Genomic DNA, 24881 nt, shown 5'->3' with positions numbered 1-24881 from the left:
CTCGACTGCGCCCCGGCACGGTGGGAGGTCCGCAGCGACGACTATGGTCTGACTCGTGGCGATGGCAGACGACTCACCGGCGGCGACGAACTCTCACGCGGACACTTCTGGGGATCTGAGCCGGCCCTGGCTGGAGCTCGCTCCGGACTACGAGCGGGCCCGGACCAGGGAGGACTCGCTGGATCGGCTTGTCGAGTGGCCTGTGCAGCGCGAACTTCTGGGTGATGTCACCGGACGGTCGGTGCTCGACGCCGGGTGCGGCAACGGCGGCAAGCTTGCTGAGCTGGTTCGGGACGGTGCGACCGATTCTGTCGGAGTCGACATCAGCGGCAACTTCCTCAGTGCCCCGCCGCCTGGCTTGGAGTTGATCCGCGGCGATCTCTCGGAGCTGGATTCTTTGCCTGGGCTCACCGGGCGCAGGTTCGACCGGATCTTGTTCCTGCAGTCCTTCGGCTATGCGAAGGATCCGGTGCGCACCCTGCAAGCAGCGCGCGCGATGCTGGCCGACGACGGATTCATCCTGCTGACCAGGACGCAACCGATCCGGTACGCCGTCGAACGGTCCGAAGAGAATGGGACGTCCTTGGGTGAGGAGTATTTCTCCACCGCCTCGTTCTCCTACCTGAGTGGCTGGAACGACCAGATCACCCTCACCAAGCGTCCGTACACCATCTCTGACCTGCTCAACGTGTTCAGTGCGGCAGGGCTGTGGATCGAGACGGCGCTCGAGCCACAGCTGTCTGAGGACGCCCGACGCCGTTACCCGCACAAGCAGGCGTGGATGAACAAGTACCTCGGCATCCTGGTCTTCAAGCTCCGGCCGCTGCAGAGCCGATAGCCACCACCGCGCCTAGTAGCCGGGGAAGACCTTGCGGAGCTGGTCCAGGGTGACGTTGCCGGTCACGCTCACCCCGGCGGCGTGATCGGCGCCCAGCCGTCCGGTCAGCAACCGCACCACAGCCTCTGCCGGACCCTCGAATGTCGCCGTCGGGTCGTCGATGGTGTCGGTCACGGTGACCGTGTCGGTGATCTCGATGCCGCCGCCCGGGATCGCCAGGCGAACATCCTGCTCGACCTGGTCCGCCTTTCCGGAGAAGCCCAGGAGGAAGGCCAGCGGCCCGCGGAGGAGCTCGATGAGCAGCTCGGCGGCGTCCGGATCCACGGTCGCCGACGGGTCGACTCCGACGCGTACGTCCCAGCCGTGGTTGGCGACCTCGCTGACCCGCATGCCGAGCGCGACCAGCAATGGCACCGGCTCGGGCATGAAACCCAGGTCGATCGGGACATCGCGCTGCTCGGCAGTCAGCCCGGCGACGGTGTCGACGTACGCCGCGTCGTGTTTGACGAACTCCGCTGCCTGGTCGGCCGGCGGCAAGGCGTTCCACCGGTTCCAGATCGACTGGTTGTCCACGACCCCGACCTGTTCACCCGCGGCGGTCGCGATCGGCTTGCGGTTGATCTCGGCGCCGCTTCCGAGGTGCGAGAGCGCGTCCGCGACGGTCCACTCCGCCGCCCCGCTCCGGCTCCGCAGCTGTTCCTCGGACAACGTCGGTACCAGTGCGGCGAGGGTGTCGTGGTTGGCGCGCAGTACCGCGATGGCGCGGTCGACAAGAGTGGTCATGCCAGGGCCCAACCTCGTAGACCGCGGTTTTCTTCCGGCCGGCGCGGATCTGGCGCGAACGCATCAGGTGGAGGATTGTGGGTGACCCCGCACCATCAGGAGTCACGATGCCGGACCGGACAGATCTGCTGGTCGTCGGCGCGGGGCCCTACGCGTACTCCGCGGCGGCGTTTGCCCGTGACAACGGCATCGAGACCCGCATCGTCGGCCGGCCGATGGCCTTCTGGCGGAACCAGATGCCGGCCGACATGTTCCTGCGTTCCGGCCCCGATTGGCATCTCGACGCACGCGGCGAGCACACCTTCGAGGCATTCTTCGAGGATCGCGGTCTGCGACCCGCGGACTTCGACCCGATCCCGGTAGCGGTCTTCCTCGAGTACACGGATTGGTTCCGCGACTGCAAGGGGCTCGACCTCGACGAGCGCCTCGTGACCGGCCTGACCAAGCCGAACTCGGGCTTCGTGGCAACGCTGGACGACGGTACGACGATCACCGCGGACAAAGTGCTCGCCGCGCCCGGCGTCGGCTCCTTCCTCAACCTGCCGGAGTGGTACGCCGACGTCCCGCCGGCACGTCGATCGCATACCAGTGACCTGGTCTCGTTCGATTCGCTCGCCGGCGCCCGGGTCGTCATCATCGGCGGCCGCCAAAGTGCCTACGAATGGGCTGCTCTGCTGACTGATCACGGCGCCGAGCATGTGGACGTCGTACACCGTCACAGCACACCGAACTTCGCCAAGGTGAGCTGGCACTTCGTCGACCAGTACGTCGACCAGACGCTGACTCACCGTGGATGGTGGCGAGGACTTTCGCCCGAGCGGCAGCGAGCGATCGCCTCCGAGTTCTGGCAGGTCGGCCGTCTCACCCTCGAACCCTGGCTCGTCCCGCGGATCCCTGACACCGTCGTGACCAGTCATCCGGGATGTGCCGTGGTCGGCACGGCCGTCAGCGAACACGACGTGACACTGACGCTCTCCAACGGCAAGGCGCTGACCGCCGATCACGTCGTCTTCGCTTCGGGCTACCGGGCTGACCTTGCCCGGGTGCAGTACCTGAGCGGTCTCGTCGATCGGGTTTCGGTGACCGAGGGATTCCCCGACCTGACCGAGGGCCTCGAGACCTCGCTGGCCGGCCTTTACCTGACCGGGTTCGCGGCGACACGCGACTTCGGCCCCTTCTACGGATTCACCAAGGGCTGCCCGTCAGCCGCGCACATCGCTGTCACCGACATGATGGGTGGCGGCGGTGAAGAGGTAGGTGGCTGAGGTGGCGCCGGGGTCCTGGTGGCCGACGCTGCGTTCGCCGAGGTAGCTGGCGCGGCCTTTGCGGGCGAGCATGTCGATGGTGGAGTCGCGACCTTGTTCGGCTGCGAGGCGGCCGGCCTCGAAGATGCCGGGCAGGTCGTGGCGTGCTGCCGCTGCGGCGGCGATCGCGTCGATGCCGGGCGCCAAGGCGTCGTACATGGTCTTGTCGCCGGGCTCGGCGCTGCCACGTGCCACGACGCCGGCCAGGCCGGCCCGGAGGCCGAGGGCGAAGCGGCGGCTGTCGAGGGGCGAATCGTTGCCGATGGCATCACCAAGGCAGAGGAAGAAGCTGCCGAACAGCGGACCGGCAGCGCCGCCGACGTTGCTGACCACTGTGCTGCCGACCAGGTTGAGCAGATCGCCGGGGTGGTCGGGTGCGTGGTCGAGCTCAGTGGCGACCACCGCGAACCCGCGGGCCAGGTTCGTGCCGTGGTCGGCGTCGCCGATGGCGGCGTCGAGCGCGTTCAGCTGGTCGTGGTGGGTCCGGACCAGCTCGCTGAATGCGCGGATCCAGCCGGACAGCCAGCCGGCCGTGATGAGGTCGGACATCAGACTTCCTGCGCCGAGGGGGACTGCGGCGCGATCGCACGATCGGCGGTGACGCGGGACAGCGCGAGGTACGCAAGCCCGGCCAGCACGCCGGCGGTCAGCTCGGCCAGCAGGTAGACCGGGAGCTGTCCCCACTGCACGTGGCCGCCGGCGAGTTGCTGAACGAGCATCGGCCCAACGGTCCGGGCCGGGTTGATGGAGGCGCCGGTGACCGGAGCTACGGGGATGATCGCGCCGAAGACGACCAGTCCGATCGCGAGCCCCGCGAATCCCGGCGCGGCCTTGCGCTGCGTCGCGCCGAAGACGACCAGCACCAGGATGAACGTCCCCACGAACTCGGCGAGGAACGCTTGCGGCACCGAGACGCTCGCGCCGTACGTCGCGACGCCGAGCCCGAGGTCGCTCGCCTTCGACCCGAGTACGCCGAGGATCGCCGCGGCACCCACGACGGCGCCGGCCACCTGCGCGCCGACGTACGCCGGAACGAGTCGCCAGGGGAACTTGCCCGACGCGGCCAGGCCGACGGTCACGGCCGGGTTGATGTGGTTGCCGGAGATCGGCCCGAGTGCGTACACGGTCGCGACCACCGCCGCCGCGAAGGCGAACGAGATCATCCCGAGGTCGGCCATCGTGAACGGCGCCGAGCCGTTGACGATCAGGGTGGCCGGCACCGCACCCACGCCGACGAACACCAGGATCGCCGTACCGAGTGCCTCGGTCAGAAGCCGTTGGGGCAGGGAGTTGTCGTCCATCCGGAGATCCTTCCGCAGCAGGTAGAATTCCTGAAGAGCGTTCGACATTATCGAACGACCCTCGGAACATACGCCTGTGGTTCACTGCTGTAAAGACGCGTTCGATCCGCTGAGAGGATTGTTGGATGATCCAGTCCGTCGACCGGGCGATCCGGATACTCGGGGTGCTGCAGGGGGCGCGCCGGCTGAGCCTGTCCGAGGTCGCGGCCCGGCTCGACCTGCCCCCGTCGACCGTGCACGGCATCCTCAAGACGCTCCAGGCGCACAGCATGGTCGTCCAGGATCGCGACTCGAACCGCTACCAGCTGGGTCCCGCCGTCCTCAAGCTCGGCAACATCTACCTCGACACCCTCGAGCTCCGGTCGCGGGCGGCGACCTGGTCCGAGGAGCTCGCGCGCCGCAGCGGGTACGCCGTACGGACCGGCGTGCTCACGTTCGACGAGGTCGTGATCATTCACCACGAACCGAGGCCGGACGGCAGCCGGCAGATGCCGGAGGTCGGCATCGTGATCCCGTCCCACGCCAGTGCGCTGGGGAAGGCGCTCCTCGCGTTCCTGCCTGATCAGGCCGGCGAACTGCTCTCGGACGGGAAGCTGCGCAGTATGACGTCCGAGACGGTGATCGATCCCGCCGCGCTGCGTTCGCAGTTGGCAGAAGTCGCGCGGGAGGCGCTCGCTACCGAGCGCGAAGAGGCTGTCCTCGGCGAGGCCGGTATCGCGGCGCCGATCTTCGACGCCTCCGGGATCGCGGTCGGTGCGATCGGCGTCGTTCTCCCGGCCGTCGACTGGCCGCCGGCCGAGACGACCGTCACCGCCGTTCGCGAGGCTGCCCGCAACATCTCCCGGGAGCTCGGCGCGCCGCGCTGGCCCATCCCCGCCTGAGGTCCGACTGATCTTTACAGCGGTTGAGTCGACCTCTATGGTGTGAATTCCATTCGACATTGTCGAATGATGTTCAGAACATTCGGAGGTGGTTCCCTTGAAGAAGCTCATCAACACTCCGGCGGACGTGGTTCCCGAGATGCTGCGCGGGTTCGCGCTGGCCAACCCGGGGATCGTCGTCCTTGGCGACGGGGTCGTCGCCAGGGTTGATCGCGCAGCGCTCAGAGCGAAGGGACAGGTCGCGCTGATCTCCGGCGGAGGGGCCGGACACGAGCCCGCCCATGCCGGGTACGTCGGTTCCGGGATGCTGACCGCCGCGGTCGCGGGAGACGTCTTCAGCTCACCGTCCGCGGACGCCGTCCTGAAAGCGATCCGCGCGGTCGGCGGCCCGGGCGGCGTGCTGCTGATCGTGAAGAACTACACCGGCGATCGGCTGAACTTCGGTCTGGCCGCGGAGATCGCCCGCGGTGAAGGGATCGCGGTCGAGATGGTCGTGGTCGCGGACGACGCTGCACTGGCGGACAGCGACGAGAACGCCGGCCGGCGGGGTCTCGCAGGCACCGTGCTGGTCCAGAAGATCGCGGGTGCCGCAGCCGAGGAGGGGCAGTCGCTCGAGGAAGTCGCCCGGCTGGCGCGCGCGGCGGCAGCCTCGGTGGCGACGGTCGGCGTCGCCCTGTCCGGCTGCACCATCCCCGCCGCCGGCAAGGCCGGGCTGGAGCTCGGGCCGGACGAGATCGAGTGGGGCCTCGGCATCCACGGAGAACCGGGGGTCGAGCGCGGCGTGATCCCGACCGCCGACGAGATCGTCGACCGGTTGCTCGGTCACCTCATCTCCGACCGCGACCTCGGCAAGGGAGACCAGGTCGTCATGCTGGTCAACAACCTCGGCGGGACCCCGGCGATGGAGCTCGGCATCATCGCCCAGCGTGCCGTGACGCAGCTCGCGGCCAGGGGGATTCAGCTCGAGCGACTCTGGGTCGGAACCTTCCTCACCGCGCTCGAGATGGCCGGCTGCTCGTTGTCCTTGGCCCGTGTCGGCGACAAGGCGCTGGCCTTGCTCGACGCACCAACCACCACTGCGGCCTGGCCCGCAGCTCATCTCGGCCGCCTTGCGACTCACGAGCCCGAGCCCGAGCCGAATCCCACCGTGGCGCCGGCCGCGCCGGTCGACGAACGGTTGTGGCGTTCTGTTGCGGCGATCTGCAAAGCCCTGATCGACGCCGAGTCGCAACTCACCGAGCTCGACCAGGTCGTCGGCGACGGTGACCTCGGGATCAGCCTCGCCCGCGGCGCCCGCGCCGTTCTCGAGGGGAAGGCCGAGTACGACGGTGGGGACGTCGCGGCCACCCTCCGCGGGATCGCCGCAACGGTGCGACGTACCGTCGGCGGCACGTCCGGACCGCTCTACGCCGCACTCCTGCTGCGGACCGCGGCGGCCGTCTCCGCGGGCGCGTCATGGGGCGACGCTTTCGGCGAGGGCGTTGGCGCCGTCGCCGAACTGGGTGGGGCCCGGTCTGGTGACCGGACCATGCTCGACGCCTTGCTCCCGGCAGCGGCGGCATTGCGTACCGGCGACGTGTCCGACGCGGCGGCAGCGGCTCGGAAGGGGGCGGACGAGACAGCTGGAATCCTGGCCCGCCGCGGCCGTTCGAGCTATCTCGGCGAACGCGTCCTCGGCACAGTCGACCCGGGCGCGGAGGCCGTCGCGATCTGGCTCGCCGCCATCGCCACCGAACTGTCCACCGTAGAGGTCAGCTGAGTGCTAGGTTCGGCGTGATGGAGCCGGTTCGGGATGTGGTGGATGGGGTGGCGGAGCGCACCGGGTTCTCCGGGGTGGTTCGGGTTGATCGGTCGGGGGAGGTCGAGTTCTGCGCGGCTTATGGGTACGCCGACCGGGCGCACCGGATCCTGAACACGGTCGAGACGTTGTTCGCGACTGCGAGTGGGACGAAGAGCCTGACTGCGCTGGTGATCATGAGGCTCGTGGAGCGTGGGACGTTCGAGCTCGGGACGACCGCGCGTTCGCTGCTCGGCGACGACCTGCCATTGATCGCGGACGACGTGACGATCGAGCATCTGCTCGCACATCGGTCCGGGATCGGTGACTACCTCAACGAAGATGGCGACATCAGCGAGTACGTGATGCCGGTATCGGTGCACGAGCTCGCGACGACCGAACAGTTCCTGCCGGTGCTGGACGGACACGAGACCGTGTTCCGCGCCGGCGAGCGGTTCGCGTACAACAACGGCGGCTACGTCGTACTCGCGTTGCTGGCCGAACGGGCCAGCGGCGTGAGCTTCCAGGAGCTCGTGCGCACATTGGTCTGCGAGCCGGCGGGGATGGTGGACACCGCGTTCCTGCGCTCCGATGAGCTCCCGGGACGCGCCGCCCTGGGCTATCTGTCCGTCGACGGCCTGCGAACCAACGTGTTCCATCTCCCCGTGGTGGGCAACGGCGACGGCGGGATCTACTCGACCGCCGCCGACCTCAGCGCCTTCTGGGACGCACTCTTCGCCGGACGGATCGTCTCGCCGGAGCGGGTCGCCGAGATGGTGCGGCCGCACAGTGACTGGCCGGAGGAGTCCAGGCGCTACGGCCTCGGCTTCCACCTCCGCGTTGCCGGTGATGGCGTCTGGCTGGAGGGGTACGACGCCGGCGTGTCGTTCGCCGGCCTGCACCAGCCCTCGTCATCGATCACCTACACCGTCATCTCCAACTGGTCGGACGGCGCCTGGCCGGTCGTCAAGGTGCTCAACGACCGGCTCGGCGTCTGAAGGTCACTCGCCGAAGAGCATCGGTTCGTCGCCCGGGCGGAGGACGTGGCGGAAGTAGACCGGGTCGGCGAACTTCCACGGGACCTTGCCTAGTCCCTGGATGACGGTGGCGGTTCCGTTGGCGTGACCAACGGCGTACAGATAGCCGGACTGCGTGTCCTTGTCGATGCCGAGCACCAGCGTTCCGTACACGCCGCACTTCTCGATCACGAAGGCCTCGAAGCCCTGCCAGGTCGAGTCGCGGACCTTCTTCACGACCGGCTTCAGCGGCGAGGTCCGCGGGATCCGGATCGTGTAGAGCGCGCCGCCGCGGGTGTTCGCCAGGAAGGTGTCGTACGTCGCGGTCTGGCTGATCAGCGCCATCGTCTTGACCGCCGCGAAGCCGGTCGCGGTCTGCTTGTTTCCCCAGGCCGTCCCCGGGCGATCCTCCCAGCGGGTGATCGTGCCGTTGCTGCGCAGCGAGTACTGCATGTTGTACGCCGGGGGGTCGGGATACTTCCAGTACCTCGTGGTGTCGAAGAAGGTCGTGTCACCCCAGCCGCCACCGACCCGGGTGAGGTAGACCTTCGAGCGGTCGACCTGGTCGTCCTCGGTGAGGTAGTAGGCGCTGGCGTACATCGTCGAGCCGATCACCACGTTGCCCCAGTACAACCCGCCGGTACCGGTGATGTCCGGGTCGTTCGCAATGGTTCCGCTCAGCCGGACCTGGCCGTCGGGGTAGATGTCGGGGTAGCTGCGGATCACCCGCGCCGTCGGCGGCGAGGTGGAGTTGACGAGCAGGGACGGGTGGTCACCGCCGGCCGTGACGGAGCCGGCGAGCGCGTAGCACGCTGCCGAGGCGGCGGCGGTGGCCGTCGTACCGGCAGCGACCGTCGTACCGGCGTGCGCGGCTCCAGGTACGAGACCTGTCAGCAGAAGCGCAGCAACAGCTGCGGTAGTTAGTCGACCGGACATGGCGGTTCTCACTCTCCGAATAACAGCGGGGCGTCACGAGGCTCCGAGACGTGGCGGAAATAGACCGGGTCGGGGAAGGTAGCCGGTACCTTGCCGAGGCCTTGGATGACGGTGGCGGTTCCGTTGGCGTGACCAACGGCGTACAGGTAGCCGGACTGGGTGTCCTTGTCGATGCCGAGCAGCAGGGTGCCGTACTGGCCGCACTTCTCGGCGATCAGCGACTCGAAGCCCTGCCAGGTGGAGTCGCGGACCTTCTTCACGATCGGCTTCAGCGGCGCGGTGAGTGGGAGCCGGATCGTGTAGAGGGCGCCGCCCCGAGTGTTGGCCAGGAAGGTGTCGTACGTCGCGGTCTGGCTGATCAGCGCCATCGTCTTCACCGCCGCGAACCCACCGGCGGACCGTGCGTTGGTCCAGCCGAACCCGCCCTTGTCGTCCCATGCGGTGAGGATGCCGTTCGAGCGAAGCGAATAATGGTTGGTCAAGGCCCAGGGATCCGGATCATGCGGATAGCTCGTCTCGAGGAAGGTGGTGTCACCCCAGCCGCCACCGACCCGTTCGTTGAGGTGCTGCATCGGGTCGACCTCCCCGGCCTCCGTGACGATGTAGAAGCTGTCGTAGAGCCCCGAGCCGATCACCGCGTGGCCGTAGTACCCGCGGCCGGGGCTGGGGGTGACGGGTTCGTCGCCGATCAACGTGCTCAACCGGGGCCGGCCGTCGGGGTAGATGTCGGGGTACCGCGGCTTCTCCTGCACCGTTGCCGGCGATCCGGCAGTGATCACCCGGTCCGTGTGATCACCACCGGCGGTCACGGACCCGGGCTCGATCTTGCATCCAGCGGTGGCGGTGGTGTCAGCAGCCAGTGCCTCGCCCGGCACCCCGGACAGCATCCCGGTCACCAGCGCGGCGGCAGCCGCGATGCGCGCCGCAGTACTGAGTCGTCCCGACATGGTGACCATCACTCTCCGAACAGCATCTGGGCATCGCCCTGACGGATCTGGCGGCGGAAGTACACGGGATCGGCGAACGCGGCCGGTACTTTGCCGAGGCCCTGGATGACAGTGGCGGTTCCGTTGGCGTGACCAACGGCGTACGCGTAGGCGGACCGGGTGTCCTTGTCGATGCCGACCAGCATCGTCCCGTACTGACCGCACTTCTCGGCCACCAGCGCGTCGAACGCCTGCCAGGTCTTCGTGCGGACCTGCTTCACGATCGGCTTCATCGGTGAGGTGCGCGGGATCCGGATCGTGTAGAGCGCGCCGCCGCGGGTGTTGGCCAGGAAGGTGTCGTAGGTCAGCGTCTGGCTGATCAGCGCCATCGTCTTCACCGAGCTGAACCCGGTCGCGGACTGCTTGTTCGCCCACTTCACCGAGCTGTTGCCATTGTTGTACTGCATGTCCCAACGGCTCAAGGTCCCGTCGGCCCGCAGCTGGTACTGCCTGATCAGGTTCGGCAGCTTCGGGTAGTCCCAGAACCGCGTGGTCTCGAAGAAGGTCGTGTCACCCCAACCGCCACCGACCAGGTACGTCGTAGGCCTGGTCCGGTCGACGTCGCCGTCCAGGGTGAGGTAGTACGAGGTGGAGTACATGGACGAGCCCAGGACGGTGTACCCGCCGATCCACCCGCCGTACCCGGTGACGTCCGGATCCGCTTCCAGGGACCCGCTGACCCGGACCGCGCCGGCAGGGTAGACACCGGTGCGCAGTACGTCGGACGTCGCTGCGCCGACGGTGACCAGCTTGCCCGAGTGATCACCCGCAGCGGTCACCGATCCGACATGGACGTAACAACCAGCTGACGCCTGCGCTGACGCAGCCGTCCCAGCACCCACCGCTTGCGCGGCCCCAGGGGTGACTCCTAGTGCCAAAAGCGCGGCAACAGCCGCCTTGCTCAGCCGACCGGACATGCCCAGCCCCTCGGGGTCACAGTATGAAGTAGTGCTTACCTCGATACTCGCGAGGACCGAAAAGTTGCGCTGAATCAGAGGGCTGCCTTGAACCTGGGGTCCCGCCGGGTTCAATGGGGGTCGGGCTGGGTACGGGGGATCGGATGCTTATTGCCAAGCGGTACAGGCTGGGGCCTTCTGTTGGTCGGGGTGGCATGGGGGAGGTGTTCCGTGCCACGGACGAGCTGCTGGGGCGGGTGGTCGCGGTCAAGTTGCTGCTGCCGTCCGATCGGGACACGCGCGCGGGTGAGCGGTTCCAGCGGGAGGCGCGAGCCGCCGCGAGGCTGAGTGACCCGCACGTGGTCTCGGTGTACGACTTCGGTCCCCACGGCGAAGGCTTCTTCCTGGTGATGGAGCTCGTCGAGGGTCGCACCGTCGCAGCCGAGTTGGCTCAGCAGGGAACGCTGCCGAAGGATCGCGCGATCGACATCGTCGAGCAGGCCGCCGCGGGCCTGGCCGCCGCGCACCTGGAGGACGTCGTTCATCGCGATGTGAAGCCGGGCAACCTGCTGCTGACGGCGGACGGGACCGTCAAGGTCGCGGACTTCGGCATCGCTCACCTTCCAGGTGAGGGGACGAACACGCTCACGGCGACCGGCCAGATCATCGGCAGCACGCACTATCTCGCCCCCGAGCGGGCGAAGGGTGAGCAGGCGGGCAAGGCAGCCGACGTCTACGCGCTGGGTTGTGTCCTCTATCAGCTGGTGACCGGTCAGCCGCCGTTCACGGCGGAACATCCGACCGCGATTCTTTACCAGCACGTCGACACCGCTCCGGTACGCCCGAGTCTGGACCGCCCCGAGTTGGGCGGAGCGTTCGAGAGCGTCCTGCTCCGGATGCTCGCGAAGGACGCCGCCGACCGTCCGTCCGCGACCGAGATCGCGGGTGGCGCCTTGCGTGCCCAGTCACCAGCTCCCGCAAGCCTCGTGCCGGCCGTCGTGGCAGCGAACAACGACCCGGTCGTCACCGCTACGCAGCCACCACTCGACGCGCCCGGGACGCCGAACCGGACGCGAAGGAAGACCCTTCTCGTCGGAGGGATCGCCGTACTCGCGACCGGAGCGGCTGTGCTGGCCGGGGTCCTGCTCAACGGCAACGATCCGAAGCTGCCCCCCACGACCGACGTCGGTCCTGCGAGCAGCCCCAGCACGCAAGCCCCGAGCTCCACCGCGACCAGGACGGCATCGAGCGGCGGCGAGACCCGGACGAGCACCTCGACCCGGCCGACGCAAAGCGCCTCGCCGACGGCGACGCCGAGCACCGCCTCGCCCAGCGCGTCGCCGACCGGCACCTCGTCGCCGACAGCGTCGCCGAGCGCGCCCACCCGGAGCAGCACCACGCCGAGCGTTCCCACCCCAACGCCCTCGACCGGAGACTCCCCGTCGAGCGCGCCGCCGAGCAGCGCTCCGGCAACGACTCCGCCGCCTGGCACGTCGTCGCCCAGCCCGCAGCGCACTGCAACCCCGCCGGCAGCCGACTGACCCCTGCAATCACTCTAACAGCCAAAAGCGGTATTGCCCGTTAGAGTGAAGGCTCGGAGGTGGTTCCGGGTGACGTATCAGCCGGAGTTGATCGGCGGGCATCTCGCGCTCGACCTGGTGAACACCGTGGCGTGGCGTCACGATCCCACCCGCACGATCGATCGGTTCGCCGACCTGTCGAATGTGGAGCGCTGGCTGCTGGCCGCCGGCGTACGCACGGATCAAGCAGCGGTGACGCCACGGCTGCGCGACGACCTGGTGGCCGTTCGACGCATCGCGTACGAGGTCCTCGCAGGCCTCGCCGTCGGAGACCAGCCCGCTCCCGCTGCGATCGACGCGCTGCACGACCTCATCTCCGGGGCTGTCCGGTCGGCATCCGTTGAGCTGAATCCCTTCGGATGGCGGGCCGAAGATCCGGAAGACACGGTCCGGCTGGCGGTCTGGCGGTTGTTCGAGGACGAAGACCTGGGTCGGCTGCGCCGGTGCGGAGACGACGGCTGCGGCTGGCTGTTCCTGGACCGGAGCAAGAACGGCTCGCGCCGCTGGTGCAGTTCGGCCGACTGCGGCAACCGGGCTCGCGCCCGACGGCATTACGCGCGGGCCCGGGATGGATCGACAGCATGACGGGGTCCGGTCGGCAGTCGTTCGCCCGCGGCCTTCGGCTCGGCATCGGGCCGGGGCTCGCGACCGGCGTACTGGCACTGAACTTCGGTGCCGAGGCGCGGGCGCGGGGCTGGGGGACCGTGGCGCCGGTCGTGTTCTCCGCGTTCGCGTTCAGCGGGTCGGCGCAGTTCACCTTGCTCAGTTCGTTGTCCGGAGCAACGGTCCTGGCCGCGATCGTCGCGGCCATGGTGATCAACGTGCGTTACCTGGTGATGAGCGTGGCGCTCGCGCCGAGCCTGCGCGGCGGCCGGCTGGCCCGCATGCTCCAGGCGCAAGCCATCGTCGACGCTTCGTTCGTGGCCGCTCACGAACAGGGCAATCGGTACGACGTCTGGCGGATGATCGGCGTCAGTGTCCCGCAATGGATCTGCTGGACCGGCGGCACCGCGGTCGGCGTACTCGCCGCTCCGTCGCCGGATCTCATGCACAAGCTCGGGCTGGACGTGGCGTTCCCCGCGTTCTTCATCATCTTGCTGATCGACGAGGTACGTCGATCCCGCCGCGCGGTCGTTGCCTGTCTGCTCGGTGCGGTGATCTCCGCCGGGCTGTTGTTCGTCACCGGCCCCAGCTACGCCTTGCTCGGCGCTGCTGCGGCCACCCTGATCGGACTACGACGAGGGAGGTCTGATGAAGCTGTGGCTGTGCGTACTGGTGGTCAGCATCACTAACTGGTTGATGAAGGCCGCAGGCCCGCTGGTCCTGGGGAAGCGCGAGCTCCCGCCGGCCGTGGTCGGTGTCACCCAACTGACAGCTCCGGCGTTGCTCGCCGGACTGATCGTCACCGACCTCGGCGGCCGCTCGATCGACTGGACCCAACTGGTCGGCGTAGGCGTCGCCGGCATCCTCAATCTCGTCCGGATCCCGATGTTGCCGGCCGCCGCCGCAGGCGTCGCCGCCACGGCCCTCATCCGCCTGGTGTCGAACTGACCGGAGATTCAGGCTGAGGCGCCGAACAGTTCGGCTGCTCGCTCGGCGATCTCTTCGGGCGACACGTCCTGTACGTGCTGGTCCAACGCCCAGCGGTGGCCCGATGGGTCGAGGAACTGGACGGTGCGGTCGCCCCAGAAGGCGTCGTGCACCGGTTCGAAGACTGTGGCGCCCGCCTGCAGCGCCTGCGCCCAGGCGGCGTCGACGTCGGGGACCTGGACGTGCAGAGCGGCGGGTGTGCCGCCCAGAGCGGCCGGAGTGCGCATGCCGCGGTCCGGGAACTCTCCCGCCACCGCCAGCACCGTGTCGCCGAGCAGGAGGTCGATGGTCAGGGTGCGGCCGTCGGGGAGCGTGAGTCGGCTCGTCTCGCGTGCGCCCAACGCTGCGGCGTACCAGGAGGCGGCCTGATCTGGATCGTTGACGATCAAATGAATCGCTGTCTGAGTCACGCCACGACCATACACAGTGTATGGTCGCTATGTCCATACACTCTGTATGATGCTCGTATGCCTGCCGACCGCACCGTGCGCTCAGCCCGTCGATCCGGACCCGCCCAGGCGCCCGCCGAGCTTCGGGAGCGGATCCTGTCCGCGACGCGCGAGCTGCTGCAGGAGCGTCGCTTCGACGGCCTGAGCGTGGCCGACATCCTGACCGCCGCAGGCGTTTCCCGGGCCAGCTTCTACTTCTACTTCCCGAGCAAGCAGGCCGTGCTGGGTGACCTGGTGCGCGCGGCCGTAACGCAGGGGCAGCGGGCAGCTCGCCCGTGGATCGACCACGAGCAGGACCCGGTCGAAGCACTTCGAGCGGGTGTGGCTGATGGAGCGCGGTTGTGGCGTGAGAATGCCGGCGTCCTGATGGCCATCGTGGAGAGCTGGGGATCGGACGAAGGGCTTCGGGAGCTGTGGCTCGAGCAGATGAACCTGTTCACCGAGGCCGCCACAGCCCGGATCGAGTCCGACCCCGAGGCCCTACGGCACCTCGGCTCCGCGAACCCCCGCGACGTCGCCGCCTCGCTGACCTGGATGGGAGAACGTCTCTACTATCTGGCCGCCGCCGCGGTCCCGCCGTTCGACGACGAGGAAGTGCTCGTCGACACCCTCACCACCGCCTGGACCTCGATCCTGTACGGCGAGACCGGCGTTGTGCATTGATGCGCGGATCTGCATCATAGGTTCCACTATTGCGCAGAGGCTGGGATGGTGGGACCGCGATGTGGGAGTTCGTTGTCTGCGATGCGCTGGTGAAGGTGCACCCGGTCCGGGTGCCGCGGCCGGTGGCCGGTGCGACCAGGTTCCAGGCGTTCCTCGGTGAGCCGGCGTCCTTCCAGCTTGCTTACCGGCCGCCGATGGAGGCGACGTTCCGCGATCCTCGCCCACTTCGGGTACGGGTCGAGGGCGATGCGGCCGACCTGGTGGCGATGTCGTGCGTGGACCTCGTGCCGTGTGCGTTCCTTGCTCTGCCGGGGCATGACGACGGCTACGAGTTCGACGAGCCCGGGCTGTATCCGGACCTGTTGCGGCCGATGCCGGACGGTGAGGCTCCGGTCCGGTTCGGCGGTTGGGGTGCGCTGTGGTTCGACGTCACCACGACCGATCCGGCGCGGGCCGGCGTACACGAACTCACGATCGTGGTCAGCTCGCCCGACGGAGCCGAGCTCCATCGGGCCTCGGTGAGCGTCGAGATCACGGGGATCGAGCTGCCGCCGCTCGACATCGTCTCGAGCCACTGGATGCATCTGGACTCGCTTGCGGATCATTACGGCGTCGAGGTGTTCAGCGAGGAGCACTGGGCGCTGGTCGACCGATTCATGGCTTCGGCGGCCGAGATGGGTGCGACGTCGTTGCTCACCCCGGTCTGGACGCCGCCGCTCGACACGGCGATCGGTTCGTACCGGACTGTCGTGCAGCTCATCGACATCACGGCGACCGACGGCGGGCACAGCTTCGGCTTCGATCGGCTTCGCCGCTGGCTCGAGTTGTGCCGGCGCAACGGGATCACCGGCGTCGAGATCGCGCATCTCTTCACCCAGTGGGGCGCGGAGGCCACGCCTGGCATCGTGGTGGACCAGGAGCGAGCTTTCGGGTGGGACGTTGCCGCGACCGACCCGCAGTACCGGATCCTGATGGAGGCGCTGCTGCCGGCGCTGCAGGCCGTGCTCGACGAGGAGTGGGATCGCGAGCACGTGGTCTTCCACATCTCCGACGAGCCGTCCGGGGAGGGCGGGCTCGCGAGCTATCTCGCCGCGAAAGCCGTCGTCGCCGATCTCCTGAAGGGCTGGACGGTCGTCGACGCCCTCAGCGAGCACTCCTTCTACACGTCGGGCGCCGTACCCGTGCCGGTCGTCGCAACCGATCACGTCGAACCGTTCCTGGCCGAGCGGCCGGAGCGCCTGTGGGTGTACTACTGCGTCAGCCAGGACCGCGACGTCGCCAACCGCTTCATCGGGATGCCCTCGGCCCGCAACCGCGCGATCGGCCACCAGCTTTTCGCTTCCGGCGTGGACGGTTTCCTCCACTGGGGATTCAACTTCTGGTACACCTGGCACGCCATCCGCCAGGTGGATCCCTTCACGGACACCTCAGCCGGCGGCGCGTTCCCGTCCGGCGACCCCTTCGCCGTCTACCCCGGACCCGACGGAACGCCGTGGCCGTCGATCCGGCACCGCGTCTTCGCCCAGGCGATGTGGGACCACCGCGCCCTCCAGGCCATCCGCTCCGCCCACGGTCTCGACGCAGCCCTGGACCTCATCGACCCCGACCGCACCCTGCGCTTCAACCGTCCCGTCCTCGACCCGGACCATTATTACCAGGCCCGCCGACGCATGACCGCGGCGCTGACTTAGCCGAAGCTGAAGGTGAACGCTGAGATTCCCGGCGTGTAGGTGAGGGTCATGGTTTTGCGTTCGGTCGTTGGCTTGTCGACCAGTTGGTAGGCGTTGGGTGTGCCATCGACCTGGATGACCTTGTCGGGCTCGCCGGGGATCGAGACCGTGACGGTGCCGTGGCCGGAGAGCACGTGGTAGACCTTCGATGCATTGAAGTTCAGGCGTGCCTGCGAGCCGTTGGCCGACGTCACGCTTTGCGTGCCGACGGCCCAGTTGCCGCCGAGGCTGTAGGTGTCGTCCGGTTGCGCGGGGTTGAGGCCGAAGGCAACCGTCTGGCCGGGGGTGAGCTTGCCTGCTGGGCCGGCGAGGTTCGTCGAGCGTGAATAGGCCAGGTAGGTCTCCGGCGTACGACCGGCGACGCCGACGTCGGCCTTCACCGTTCCGTCCACCGGTGCGGGCAGCTTGGTGTTCGGGTTCGCGGCGGTGAGCAGTTCGCGGATCTGCTGTTCGGTCTGGGCGTAGTTGCCCTCGCCGAAGTTGATCGCGCGAACGGTGCCGCCGGCATCGATCAGGTACTTCGCCGGCCAGTACTGGTTCCGGTACGCCGTCCAGGTGGCGAGGTTGTTGTCCTGGACGACTGGATACCCGATGCCTTCCTTGCGGATCGCCGACCCGAGGTTCCCCGCGTCCTTCTCGAACGCGAACTCCGGAGAGTGGACGCCGACGATCTCCAGCCCCAGCGACTTGTAGGCCTTGTCCCACGCCAGCAGATGTGGTGTGGCGCGCTGGCAGTTGATGCACGAGTACGCCCAGAAGTCGACGAGCACGACCTTGCCCTTGAGGTCGGCGAGGGTGGTGGGCTGTCCGCCTGGAGTGTTGAACCATTTCTGGGTACCGCGGAACGCCGGCGCCGCACCGCAGGAGGCGAGTTCCGCCGCGCCCGGCGTGCACTTGCTGAGCTCGGCCGACGCGTCGCCGATCGCCGGTGCGAGTGCGCCCTGCACCGTTTTGTTCTCGGCGACCTTCTTCTCCAGCCCGCTCGTGTACGACGGCAGCGACCGCTGGATCACATCGGTGATGTTGAAGGCCAGCGCGACGGCGAGCAGGATCATCACGATCCCGCCACCGATCCGGAATCCGCGGGCATGATCGCGGTACGCCTTCACCCGCTGGGAGATCCGCGATCCGGCCGAGGCGAAGATCAGCAGCGGCAGCGCGGCGCCGAGGGCGAACGACACCGTGAGTACGACGGTCCGCCAGCCGATGTTGCCGGTGGCGCCGGCGACGGTGATCGCGGCCAGGACCGGGCCGGCGCACGGGACGTACAGCGTGCCGAGACCGAGGCCCAGGACGAAGGCGCCGTTGTTGTTCCGGTTGAGCTTCGGCAGCCGGTAGAACGGCTTCTCGATCAGGTGGCCGAGCGCCGGGAAGATCAGGCCCAGCCCGACCAGGGTGAGGATGGTCAGTCCGCCCCAGCGGAGGAAGTCGTCCGGGAGCCCGAGCGCCGACAGGATCACGGAGCCGGTGAGCGTGAAGAGGCTGAAGCTCACCACGATGCCGACGATGATCTTCAGCGGTCGCAGATCGCGGCACGGCTTCTCCAGCGTGAGCTCTTCGACCAGCAGGTCACCGGAAGCAGCGGCGGTCTTCTGACTGCCCTGCTGACCGCCGGCGCCGGCGAAGAAGATGATCGGAAGCATCGGCAGGACACAGGGGGACACCCCGGTGACCAGACCGCCCAGCAATCCGATGAAGGCCAGCGTGACCATCAGAAACACCCCAAGACGAAAGCTGGACAGGACACCCCTACTTCGTCCCTGCTCGGCCGGCGGATGGGTCTGTTCGACGAGAGCGACGCCCGGATCTGCAGGCCATCACAATCTGCCGGAGCCTGACGTTTCGCACGGGCGAGGCAGACATCGGACCGATTGTGATGGGCTGGGGATCCGCCGACCACAGCGGACCCGAACTCCTGGGTGGACCGTGCGGGGGAGGTGGCAGTTACCAGGTCCCGCGATGATCGGGGACGAGGAAGGTGAACGGGATCATCAGGAGCAGGATGGCCGCGAAGACGACGAAGCTGTGGGCCTGCGAGGTGCCGCCGTTGGCGGCGTGGTTCAGGATCGCAGTGGTGATCGAGACGGCGACGATGCCGCCGGACTGACGGAACATGCCGCGGAGTCCGGCGATCGCGGAGATCTGGTCCGGCGCGAGCTGCAGGCTGGCGTTGTTCGAGGCGGGGATGGACAGGCCCATCCCGATGCCGGTGATGCCCGCGGCCATCGCCAGCCAGGCGTACGGCGTGAGGCCGTGCGGGGCCAGCGACATCAGCGTCATCCCACCAGCGACCAGGACGAAGCCACCGATCATCGGGGCCCGGTACCCGGTACGGCGGAGCGCGAACACGGCCAGGCCCGCGACGCAGATCATCCCGACCGCCCGCGCTGTCAGCAAGGTCCCGGCCTGGATCGGCTGGATCACGTACCGCGACTCGGCGTACAGGGGGACGAGCGCGCCGAAGCCCAGCATGGCCGCGCCGAAGAGGAAGTTGATCGTGTTCATCGCCCCGAAGCCGCGGCCGCGCAGCAGGCTGACCGGGATGAACGGCGCCGCGTGCCGGTTCGCATGGCGGACGAACAGGAAGCCGAGTGCCAGCGCGAGCACCATGGCCACGATGAACAGCGGATCGGTGGGCTCCGCGCCGGCGCTGCCGAGCGAACTGATCCCGTACATGCCGAAGAGCATGGTCAGCGCCAGCAGGGCGGCGCCGGTCCCGTCGATCCGGGACGCGGCCTTCGGCGGGCTGCTCGGGATGAATCGCAGGCCCAGGACGATCAGCAGGAAGCCGATCGGGATGTTCACCACGAAGATCTCGCGCCAGGACCAGTAGGTGACGATGATGCCGCCGATGATCGGGCCGATGATGCCGCCGATCGGGAAGATCGAGGTGAACATGCCGATCGCCCGGTCCCGGTCGCGGCCGAACTGCTCGGCGACGATGCCGGTCGCGGTCGGCATGAACGCACCGCCGCCGATCGCCTGGAACGCGCGGAACACCACCAGCAGGTAGATGTTGTCGGCGAGACTGCAGCACAGCGAGGCGACGGTGAACAGGGCCGCCGCGCCGAGGAAGACCTTCTTCCGCCCGAACTGGTCGCCGAGCCGGCCGGCCAGCGGCATGACGATGATCTGGCCGAGCGCGTAGACGGTGATCGTCCAGCCGCTCCAGGTCAGCTCGGCGTGCAGGTCGCTGCGGATTGCATTCAGCGCTGTCGCCACTATGGTCTGATCGATCGATGCCATCAGCAGGGCGATCGCAACGATGCCGAAGACGAGCCGCCGGTGAGCGAGGGGCTCGCCTGAGCCGTCTGCGGCCGGATCGGTGATCACTGAGGGTGAACTCGGCGGTTCCATCGATGAATAGACTACATTGCTTGCTGGCAGGCAATAAAGGGGTTGAGATGACCGACACCGAGACGTTGAGCAAGCTTCGTGGCGTGATCTCCAAGCTCGCGCGGGAGCTCAACGCCACGGCGACCGACGAGGGCCTGACGCCGACGCAGGCCTCCGTGCTCGGCCTGATCACGTTCCGCGGCCCCCTCGGGCTGACCGAACTGGCTCAGCTCGAGGGGCTCAACCCGACCATGCTGTCGCGGGTGGTGGGCCGGCTCACGGAGCTCGGCCTGATTCAGCGGGACCCGAACCCCGACGACCTGCGCGCGGTCCAGGTCGAGGCCACCGACGCCGGCCGCCAACTGCACGAACGCGTCAAGCTGCTCCGCACCGAGGCCCTCGGCGCCTGCCTCGACCAGCTCCCGTCGGCATCCGCCCGGACGATCATCGACGCGCTCCCGGCCCTCGACGACCTGGCCCAGACCCTCCGGACGAACCGCTGACTCAGCGGACGTCCAGTTGCTTGAGCTGGTCGGCGGTGAGGGCGAGCGCGACGGCGTCCAGCGCGGATTCCAGCTGGTGGAGCTTGCTGCCGCCGAGCATCGGACGGATGCCTTGGGCAACCAGCCGGGCGAGGACCACCTGGCCACGGGACGCACCGGTTTGCCGGGCGACGTCGTCGAGCGCGGCGAGGCGACGGGTGTTGCCCAGGTGGTCGTACGCCTCCGGGATCTGCTTGTCCGGGTTGTCGTAGGCACCGGCCAGCAGCGGGGTGTAGGCCCAGACCTCCATCCGGTGCTCCCGCGCGTGGTCCAGCTGCTCGTCGCTGAGTTGCCCGAACGGATGCGCGGTGTCCTCCGGCAGGGTGCCGGGGCGGACCTTCAGGTAGGTGGCGCTCAGCTGTAGCGCGTCGATCGGCGCCAGGCCCTTGGACCTGGCGTGGGTTCGGGCGCGCTCGACGCGCCAGGCCGGATGGTTCGAGGCGCCGACCCGTCGTACCTGACCGGCTTCGTTGAGTTCGGCGACGGCGTCGACGGTTTCCTCGATCGGCGTACGGCGGTCTTCCTGGTGGAGCCACAGCAGGTCGACCTGATCGATGCCGAGCCGCTCGAGGCTGCCGGCGAACGCGTCGTGGATCGCCCGCCGGCTGAGGCCCGCGCGCTCATCCGGCCACGAGCCGGCCCACAGCGGTTCCGCGCCGACCTTCGTGGCGATCCGGATCCGGTCGCGGACGCCCGGCCGGGCGGCCAGCCAGCGGCCGAGCACGCGCTCGCTGGCGCCGCCGCGTCCGTCCGGGCTCGCCCAGAACGAGTAGCAGTCGGCGGTGTCGATCCAGACACCGCCGCGCTCGACGAAGCGGTCGAGCAGTGCGAACGACGTGTCCTCGTCGATCGCCGTACCGAACATCATGGCGCCGAGCACCAAGGGGGAGGTAGGAAATGTCATGCCGACGAAGATGCAACCTGGAGCGCGCACCAGGTCAAGTCGGCTCAGTTCTCGAGCTGCGACCGGTACCAGGCCGCCTTCTCCTCCAAGCGGGCACGCTGCGACTCCAGCTCGGCGATCCGGCTCTGCACCACCGCCGTGTGTTCCTCGATCAGCGCGAGCCGCTCCGGCATCGTCTCCGCCGATCGCGCGAGCTCGCCGTACCGCCGCAGCCGTTCGATCGGCATCCCGGTGTCGCGCAGGCAGCGCAGGAAGTCGAGCATCGCGAGATCGTCGTCGGAGTACTGCCGCCGCCCGGCGGAACTGCGCGCCACGGGCGGGAGGATGCCCTCCCGCTCGTAGTAGCGCAACGTGTCGATGCTGAACCCGGACCGCTCAGCAGCCTCCGCCGGACCGTACGTCGTCATACATCGAGCCTAGCTGCAGCGCCGGTCGCTCACGGGAGGACGCCCGCGGCTGTCATGACTGCTCGGGCTTCCGGTGGGATGGTGCCGGTGAGTTGGGTGTTGCCGGTGACTTGGTTGTTGTAGCCGGGGCCTTCGGGGTTGCGGGCGGGGCCGATGTCCCACCAGTTGCCGGTGACGAGGTTGTCCTTGGTGTTGAAGGTGTCCGGGTTGCCGGCGTCGGAGTTGATGTAGACCCAGCTGCTGCTGCCGAGGAACACGTTGTTGCGCATCACGACGTACCTCGTGCCCTGGTCGATCAGGGCGCCGAACGTGGTCTGGCTGTCGTAGACGTAGTTGCGTTCGATCACGGTGCCGGGGCTGGACGAGAGGGTGTAGATGCTGCCGCCGTCGTGCATCGCCTGCTTGGTGTCGTGGATGAGGTTGCCGGCCACAAGGTTCTCGCGGAACGTCGTGGGCGTCCGGTAGATCGGCTGGTAGTTGTACAGCCCGGCGTTCAGGTAGTACAGGTTGCCGCCCGGGTCGTTGATGCCCCATCCCCAGCCGATGTCGATGCCGTCGTACGGCAGGTCGGTCAGGGTGTTGTGGGTGATCGTCGCCCGGGTCACGTACGTCGACAGGATGCCGGCGTTGTCGCGGTACTCCTTGCTGACGCCGGCGATGGTGTTGTCGCTGATCGTCACGTCGCGGTTCGTCATCCGCGGATCGCGAGGATGATGGGCGTCCGGCTGTACGCCGCCGACGACGATCGCGGACGCCGCGCTGTCGGTGAAGGTGTTCCGCAGTACGGCGGTGTTGCTGACGCCGTACCCGGTGCCGGAGACGTGGGCGTTCGGGTCCATGCCCAGGCCGAGCCCCACCGATCCGAGCTGCTGGAAGTTGTTGCCCGCAAAGGTGATGTGCGCTGCGGCGGACACCTGCACGGCGGCAGGGATCTGATGCCACTCGTTGCGGGTCTTCTCGAACTCCGGGCAGCCGTTCTGGCAGCTGGTCAGGAAGTCGGCCGGCTTGGCGTATGTGCCGACCGCGTGCGCGCCGCTCTGCTGGTCGACGTACCCCTGCGGTCCGCTCGGGAAGTTCCAGGTCGTGTGCGCGAACGTCAAGTTGCTGAAGGCAAGGTTCTGGACGGGGTCGCGGTAGCTCCCGCTGACCTGGACGAGCGACTCGAGCCGGGGGAGCCGTACGTCGGTGGTCCGCAGCGACTGCCCGTCGGCCGGGCGGTAGTACACCTTCCCGTGAGCGGAGTCGAGGTACCACTGGTTCGGGCCGGAGATCAGCTCGTAGGCGTTGTTGATGTACAGCGCGCCGCGGGCGTACGGCGACTTGAGGGTGTCGTACCCGAAGTTGTTGTTGTCCCAGGCCGGCTGCTCCATCACCAGGGTGCTGCCGTCGACCGATCGGACCGGGGAGTAGCGGTCGGTGAACGAGCCGAGCTCCTCGATCTCGAGGTCACCGGGGTTCGACAGGCCGGCGATGCGCGCCGCCAGTGTCGCGTCGTTGACGGTGAGACCGCGCTGGCTGAAGACCAGGTGCCCGCGGGTGTTCTTCGACTCCGCGAGCAGCAGTTGGGTGCGCTGCGCGAGCTTTCCGTCGACGTACAACTGCCGGGACTGTGTGCCGACCGGGACGTTGGCGGACCAGATGTTCTTGGCCGGATCGTGCAGCGTCCAGCCGGTCACCTTCGAGCCGCCGGAGAGCGTGGCGTCCTGGCCCGGGACGCTCTGCCAGGTGACGGTGTGGCCGTTCCGGCCGCCGTCGCGGGCGTCGAAGCGCAGCGGTGTCTTCAGTTCGTAGGTCCCGCCGGCCAGGAGCACGTGGACGTTGGACCGGGCGTTGTTCGCCCGGACCAGGGCCTGGGCGGCCTGCAACGTTCGGACCACGTGGTCGGCTTCGACGGGCTTCGTGCCGTCCGGCGCAACCAGGATCACTTCGGTGCGCGACGGTACGGCGGAGGTGGTGGTGGTGGAGAGGGCGAGGGCAGCCAGCGCGAAGGCGGAGATGGCGGCTGTTCCGGCCAGGGCGCGGAGCGGACGAGGTCGGGTCATGCGCACTCCTATGTTGACAGTTGTCAGACATCAGTGAGCAGGAACCTAGGGCGGTCGAGGTGCCGCGTCAAGATCAGGCCGGGCGGCGGCGTTCCCACGCTGACCGGATGTGGTCAGTCATGGCCTGGGTCGCGCCGGCCGCGTCGCGGTCGAGGATGCGCTCGAGCACGACCCGGTGCTCGGAGTTCGTGATGCCGACGTCCTCGATGCTCGGGTGGCCCTGGTAGCGCATGCTGGTGCGGGCCTGGCTGTGCACGCTGCTGACGATCGACCGGGCGAGCCGGTTGCCCGACGCGGCCATGATCCGGTCGTGGAACTCCACGTCGGTCTGGATGAACACCTCTGGCCGGGTGGTGTCCGCCTCGAGCCGGTGGAAGACCGCCTCGATCGCGGCCCGGTCCTCGTCGGTCGCGCGCTCCGCGGCCACGCCGGCCAGGTTCGACTCGAGCGCGATCCGGACGTCGACCAGCTCGTCCAGGATCGTCAGGTTCGCGTCGTGCTTGACGGCCGCGCCGAGGACGGCCGAGTCCAGCAGGTTCCAGCGGGAGTCGTCGTTCACCACGGCGCCGACACCACGGCGTACCTCGACCAGGCCCTTGGCCTCGAGCAGCTTGACCGCCTCACGCACCGTGATCCGGCTGACCTGGAACTGCTCCGAGAGCGCCGACTCGGGCGGCAGCACCGCGTTCGGCGAGATCGAGCCGGACACCACCCCGTCGACGATCGATTCCACCACCAGGTCCGCGAGCCGCGCCGGGCGCGCCGCGGCCGCTGCCGGTGCGAGTCGTACGGTCGCCTGTCCGAGCTCCGCCACGCCGTCCTCCAAGTGTTCCCGTGGTGCCTACCCCACGGATTGTCACTCAGTCTGCAGCAGTCAACAAACTCTTGACAACAGACAACAGACAACTAACAATCAACGC

Annotated in this window: 25 protein-coding genes; 12 read left to right on the top strand and 13 right to left on the bottom strand. The window is 68.3% G+C overall.

Features of this window, described 5'->3' with window-relative positions; all coding sequences use genetic code 11:
• Window positions 1-61: 61 nt before the first annotated feature.
• On the top strand, window positions 62-838 hold the full coding sequence (locus OHA18_RS41010; RefSeq protein WP_329006213.1) for a class I SAM-dependent methyltransferase: 777 nt from the start codon (window positions 62-64) through the stop codon (window positions 836-838).
• 12 nt (window positions 839-850) lie between these two features.
• Here the strand turns inward: OHA18_RS41010 and OHA18_RS41005 are convergent, their stop codons facing one another.
• Window positions 851-1621 carry a maleylpyruvate isomerase family mycothiol-dependent enzyme gene (locus OHA18_RS41005; RefSeq protein ID WP_329000807.1) on the bottom strand — a complete coding sequence of 257 codons (771 nt, stop codon included), beginning with the start codon at window positions 1619-1621 and terminating at the stop codon, window positions 851-853.
• A gap of 107 nt (window positions 1622-1728) precedes the next feature.
• On the opposite strand from OHA18_RS41005, the gene OHA18_RS41000 reads away from it, so the two are divergent.
• The gene (locus tag OHA18_RS41000; RefSeq protein ID WP_329000806.1) at window positions 1729-2886 is read left to right on the top strand and encodes an FAD-dependent oxidoreductase; all 1158 of its coding nucleotides are present in this window, start codon (window positions 1729-1731) and stop codon (window positions 2884-2886) included.
• Here the strand turns inward: OHA18_RS41000 and dhaL are convergent.
• Both dhaL and OHA18_RS40990 read right to left on the bottom strand, forming a co-directional pair.
• Window positions 2824-3474 carry a dihydroxyacetone kinase subunit DhaL gene (gene dhaL / locus OHA18_RS40995; RefSeq protein WP_329000805.1) on the bottom strand — a complete coding sequence of 217 codons (651 nt, stop codon included), beginning with the start codon at window positions 3472-3474 and terminating at the stop codon, window positions 2824-2826. The genes OHA18_RS41000 and dhaL overlap by 63 nt on opposite strands.
• Window positions 3474-4226, bottom strand: coding sequence for an MIP/aquaporin family protein (locus OHA18_RS40990; RefSeq protein ID WP_329000804.1), 753 nt, complete (start codon window positions 4224-4226; stop codon window positions 3474-3476). The genes dhaL and OHA18_RS40990 overlap by 1 nt, the downstream gene beginning before the upstream one ends.
• Before the next feature lie 125 nt (window positions 4227-4351).
• Between OHA18_RS40990 and OHA18_RS40985 the strand changes: the two genes are divergently transcribed.
• The 3 genes from OHA18_RS40985 (at window position 4352) to OHA18_RS40975 (ending at window position 7882) form a co-directional block, all read left to right on the top strand.
• On the top strand, window positions 4352-5107 hold the full coding sequence (locus OHA18_RS40985) for an IclR family transcriptional regulator (RefSeq protein ID WP_329000803.1): 756 nt from the start codon (window positions 4352-4354) through the stop codon (window positions 5105-5107).
• A gap of 97 nt (window positions 5108-5204) precedes the next feature.
• Window positions 5205-6866 (top strand): dihydroxyacetone kinase family protein, encoded by a 1662-nt coding sequence (locus OHA18_RS40980; RefSeq protein WP_329000802.1) that lies wholly within the window; start codon window positions 5205-5207, stop codon window positions 6864-6866.
• Between the two features lie 17 nt (window positions 6867-6883).
• On the top strand, window positions 6884-7882 hold the full coding sequence (locus OHA18_RS40975; protein ID WP_329000801.1) for a serine hydrolase domain-containing protein: 999 nt from the start codon (window positions 6884-6886) through the stop codon (window positions 7880-7882).
• 3 nt (window positions 7883-7885) lie between these two features.
• On the opposite strand, the gene OHA18_RS40970 is transcribed toward OHA18_RS40975, so the two are convergent.
• The 3 genes from OHA18_RS40970 to OHA18_RS40960 are packed head-to-tail and all read right to left on the bottom strand — an operon-like array spanning window position 7886 to window position 10601.
• A complete protein-coding gene (locus tag OHA18_RS40970; RefSeq protein WP_329000800.1) occupies window positions 7886-8836 on the bottom strand; it encodes a hypothetical protein in 951 nt (316 codons plus the stop codon).
• Between the two features lie 8 nt (window positions 8837-8844).
• Window positions 8845-9783, bottom strand: coding sequence for a hypothetical protein (locus OHA18_RS40965; RefSeq protein ID WP_329000799.1), 939 nt, complete (start codon window positions 9781-9783; stop codon window positions 8845-8847).
• An 8-nt stretch (window positions 9784-9791) separates the two neighbouring features.
• A complete protein-coding gene (locus tag OHA18_RS40960) occupies window positions 9792-10601 on the bottom strand; it encodes a hypothetical protein (RefSeq protein WP_329000798.1) in 810 nt (269 codons plus the stop codon).
• 251 nt (window positions 10602-10852) lie between these two features.
• Between OHA18_RS40960 and OHA18_RS40955 the strand changes: the two genes are divergently transcribed.
• The 4 genes from OHA18_RS40955 (at window position 10853) to OHA18_RS40940 (ending at window position 13849) form a co-directional block, all read left to right on the top strand.
• Complete coding sequence (locus OHA18_RS40955) at window positions 10853-12259, top strand: serine/threonine-protein kinase (RefSeq protein ID WP_329000797.1); 1407 nt, start codon at window positions 10853-10855, stop codon at window positions 12257-12259.
• Window positions 12260-12328: 69 nt separating this feature from the next.
• On the top strand, window positions 12329-12883 hold the full coding sequence (locus tag OHA18_RS40950) for a CGNR zinc finger domain-containing protein (protein ID WP_329000796.1): 555 nt from the start codon (window positions 12329-12331) through the stop codon (window positions 12881-12883).
• Window positions 12880-13590 carry an AzlC family ABC transporter permease gene (locus OHA18_RS40945; protein WP_329000795.1) on the top strand — a complete coding sequence of 237 codons (711 nt, stop codon included), beginning with the start codon at window positions 12880-12882 and terminating at the stop codon, window positions 13588-13590. The genes OHA18_RS40950 and OHA18_RS40945 overlap by 4 nt, the downstream gene beginning before the upstream one ends.
• On the top strand, window positions 13550-13849 hold the full coding sequence (locus OHA18_RS40940; protein ID WP_329000794.1) for an AzlD domain-containing protein: 300 nt from the start codon (window positions 13550-13552) through the stop codon (window positions 13847-13849). The genes OHA18_RS40945 and OHA18_RS40940 overlap by 41 nt, the downstream gene beginning before the upstream one ends.
• An 8-nt stretch (window positions 13850-13857) precedes the next feature.
• On the opposite strand, the gene OHA18_RS40935 is transcribed toward OHA18_RS40940, so the two are convergent.
• Window positions 13858-14298 carry a VOC family protein gene (locus tag OHA18_RS40935; protein WP_329000793.1) on the bottom strand — a complete coding sequence of 147 codons (441 nt, stop codon included), beginning with the start codon at window positions 14296-14298 and terminating at the stop codon, window positions 13858-13860.
• A 57-nt stretch (window positions 14299-14355) separates the two neighbouring features.
• On the opposite strand from OHA18_RS40935, the gene OHA18_RS40930 reads away from it, so the two are divergent.
• A complete protein-coding gene (locus OHA18_RS40930; RefSeq protein WP_329000792.1) occupies window positions 14356-15000 on the top strand; it encodes a TetR/AcrR family transcriptional regulator in 645 nt (214 codons plus the stop codon).
• Between the two features lie 59 nt (window positions 15001-15059).
• Window positions 15060-16691: a DUF4091 domain-containing protein gene (locus OHA18_RS40925; protein ID WP_329000791.1), complete on the top strand. Its 1632-nt coding sequence runs from the start codon at window positions 15060-15062 to the stop codon at window positions 16689-16691.
• Here OHA18_RS40925 and OHA18_RS40920 read toward each other — a convergent pair.
• Complete coding sequence (locus OHA18_RS40920) at window positions 16688-18442, bottom strand: cytochrome c biogenesis protein CcdA (protein WP_329000790.1); 1755 nt, start codon at window positions 18440-18442, stop codon at window positions 16688-16690. The two genes, OHA18_RS40925 and OHA18_RS40920, sit on opposite strands and share 4 nt — an antisense overlap.
• Before the next feature lie 232 nt (window positions 18443-18674).
• Window positions 18675-20087 carry an MFS transporter gene (locus OHA18_RS40915; protein WP_329000789.1) on the bottom strand — a complete coding sequence of 471 codons (1413 nt, stop codon included), beginning with the start codon at window positions 20085-20087 and terminating at the stop codon, window positions 18675-18677.
• Window positions 20088-20134: 47 nt separating this feature from the next.
• Here OHA18_RS40915 and OHA18_RS40910 point away from each other — a divergent pair, with 47 nt between their 5' ends.
• Entirely contained in the window at window positions 20135-20569 is a 435-nt protein-coding gene (locus OHA18_RS40910; RefSeq protein ID WP_329000788.1) for a MarR family winged helix-turn-helix transcriptional regulator, read from the top strand.
• Between the two features lies 1 nt (window position 20570).
• Here the strand turns inward: OHA18_RS40910 and OHA18_RS40905 are convergent, their stop codons facing one another.
• The 4 genes from OHA18_RS40905 to OHA18_RS40890 form a co-directional block, all read right to left on the bottom strand.
• Window positions 20571-21512, bottom strand: coding sequence for an aldo/keto reductase (locus OHA18_RS40905; protein ID WP_329000787.1), 942 nt, complete (start codon window positions 21510-21512; stop codon window positions 20571-20573).
• A gap of 44 nt (window positions 21513-21556) precedes the next feature.
• On the bottom strand, window positions 21557-21919 hold the full coding sequence (locus OHA18_RS40900) for a MerR family transcriptional regulator (protein WP_329000786.1): 363 nt from the start codon (window positions 21917-21919) through the stop codon (window positions 21557-21559).
• 29 nt (window positions 21920-21948) lie between these two features.
• Window positions 21949-23961, bottom strand: coding sequence for a right-handed parallel beta-helix repeat-containing protein (locus tag OHA18_RS40895; protein ID WP_329000785.1), 2013 nt, complete (start codon window positions 23959-23961; stop codon window positions 21949-21951).
• A gap of 73 nt (window positions 23962-24034) precedes the next feature.
• The gene (locus tag OHA18_RS40890; RefSeq protein ID WP_329000784.1) at window positions 24035-24775 is read right to left on the bottom strand and encodes a FadR/GntR family transcriptional regulator; all 741 of its coding nucleotides are present in this window, start codon (window positions 24773-24775) and stop codon (window positions 24035-24037) included.
• Window positions 24776-24881 lie beyond the last annotated feature (106 nt).

The sequence above is a fragment of the Kribbella sp. NBC_00709 genome (assembly GCF_036226565.1).
Classification (GTDB): Bacteria; Actinomycetota; Actinomycetes; order Propionibacteriales; family Kribbellaceae; genus Kribbella.
Note: the sequence above shows the minus strand (reverse complement) of the source record. Positions and strands in the feature narration are given on the sequence as shown.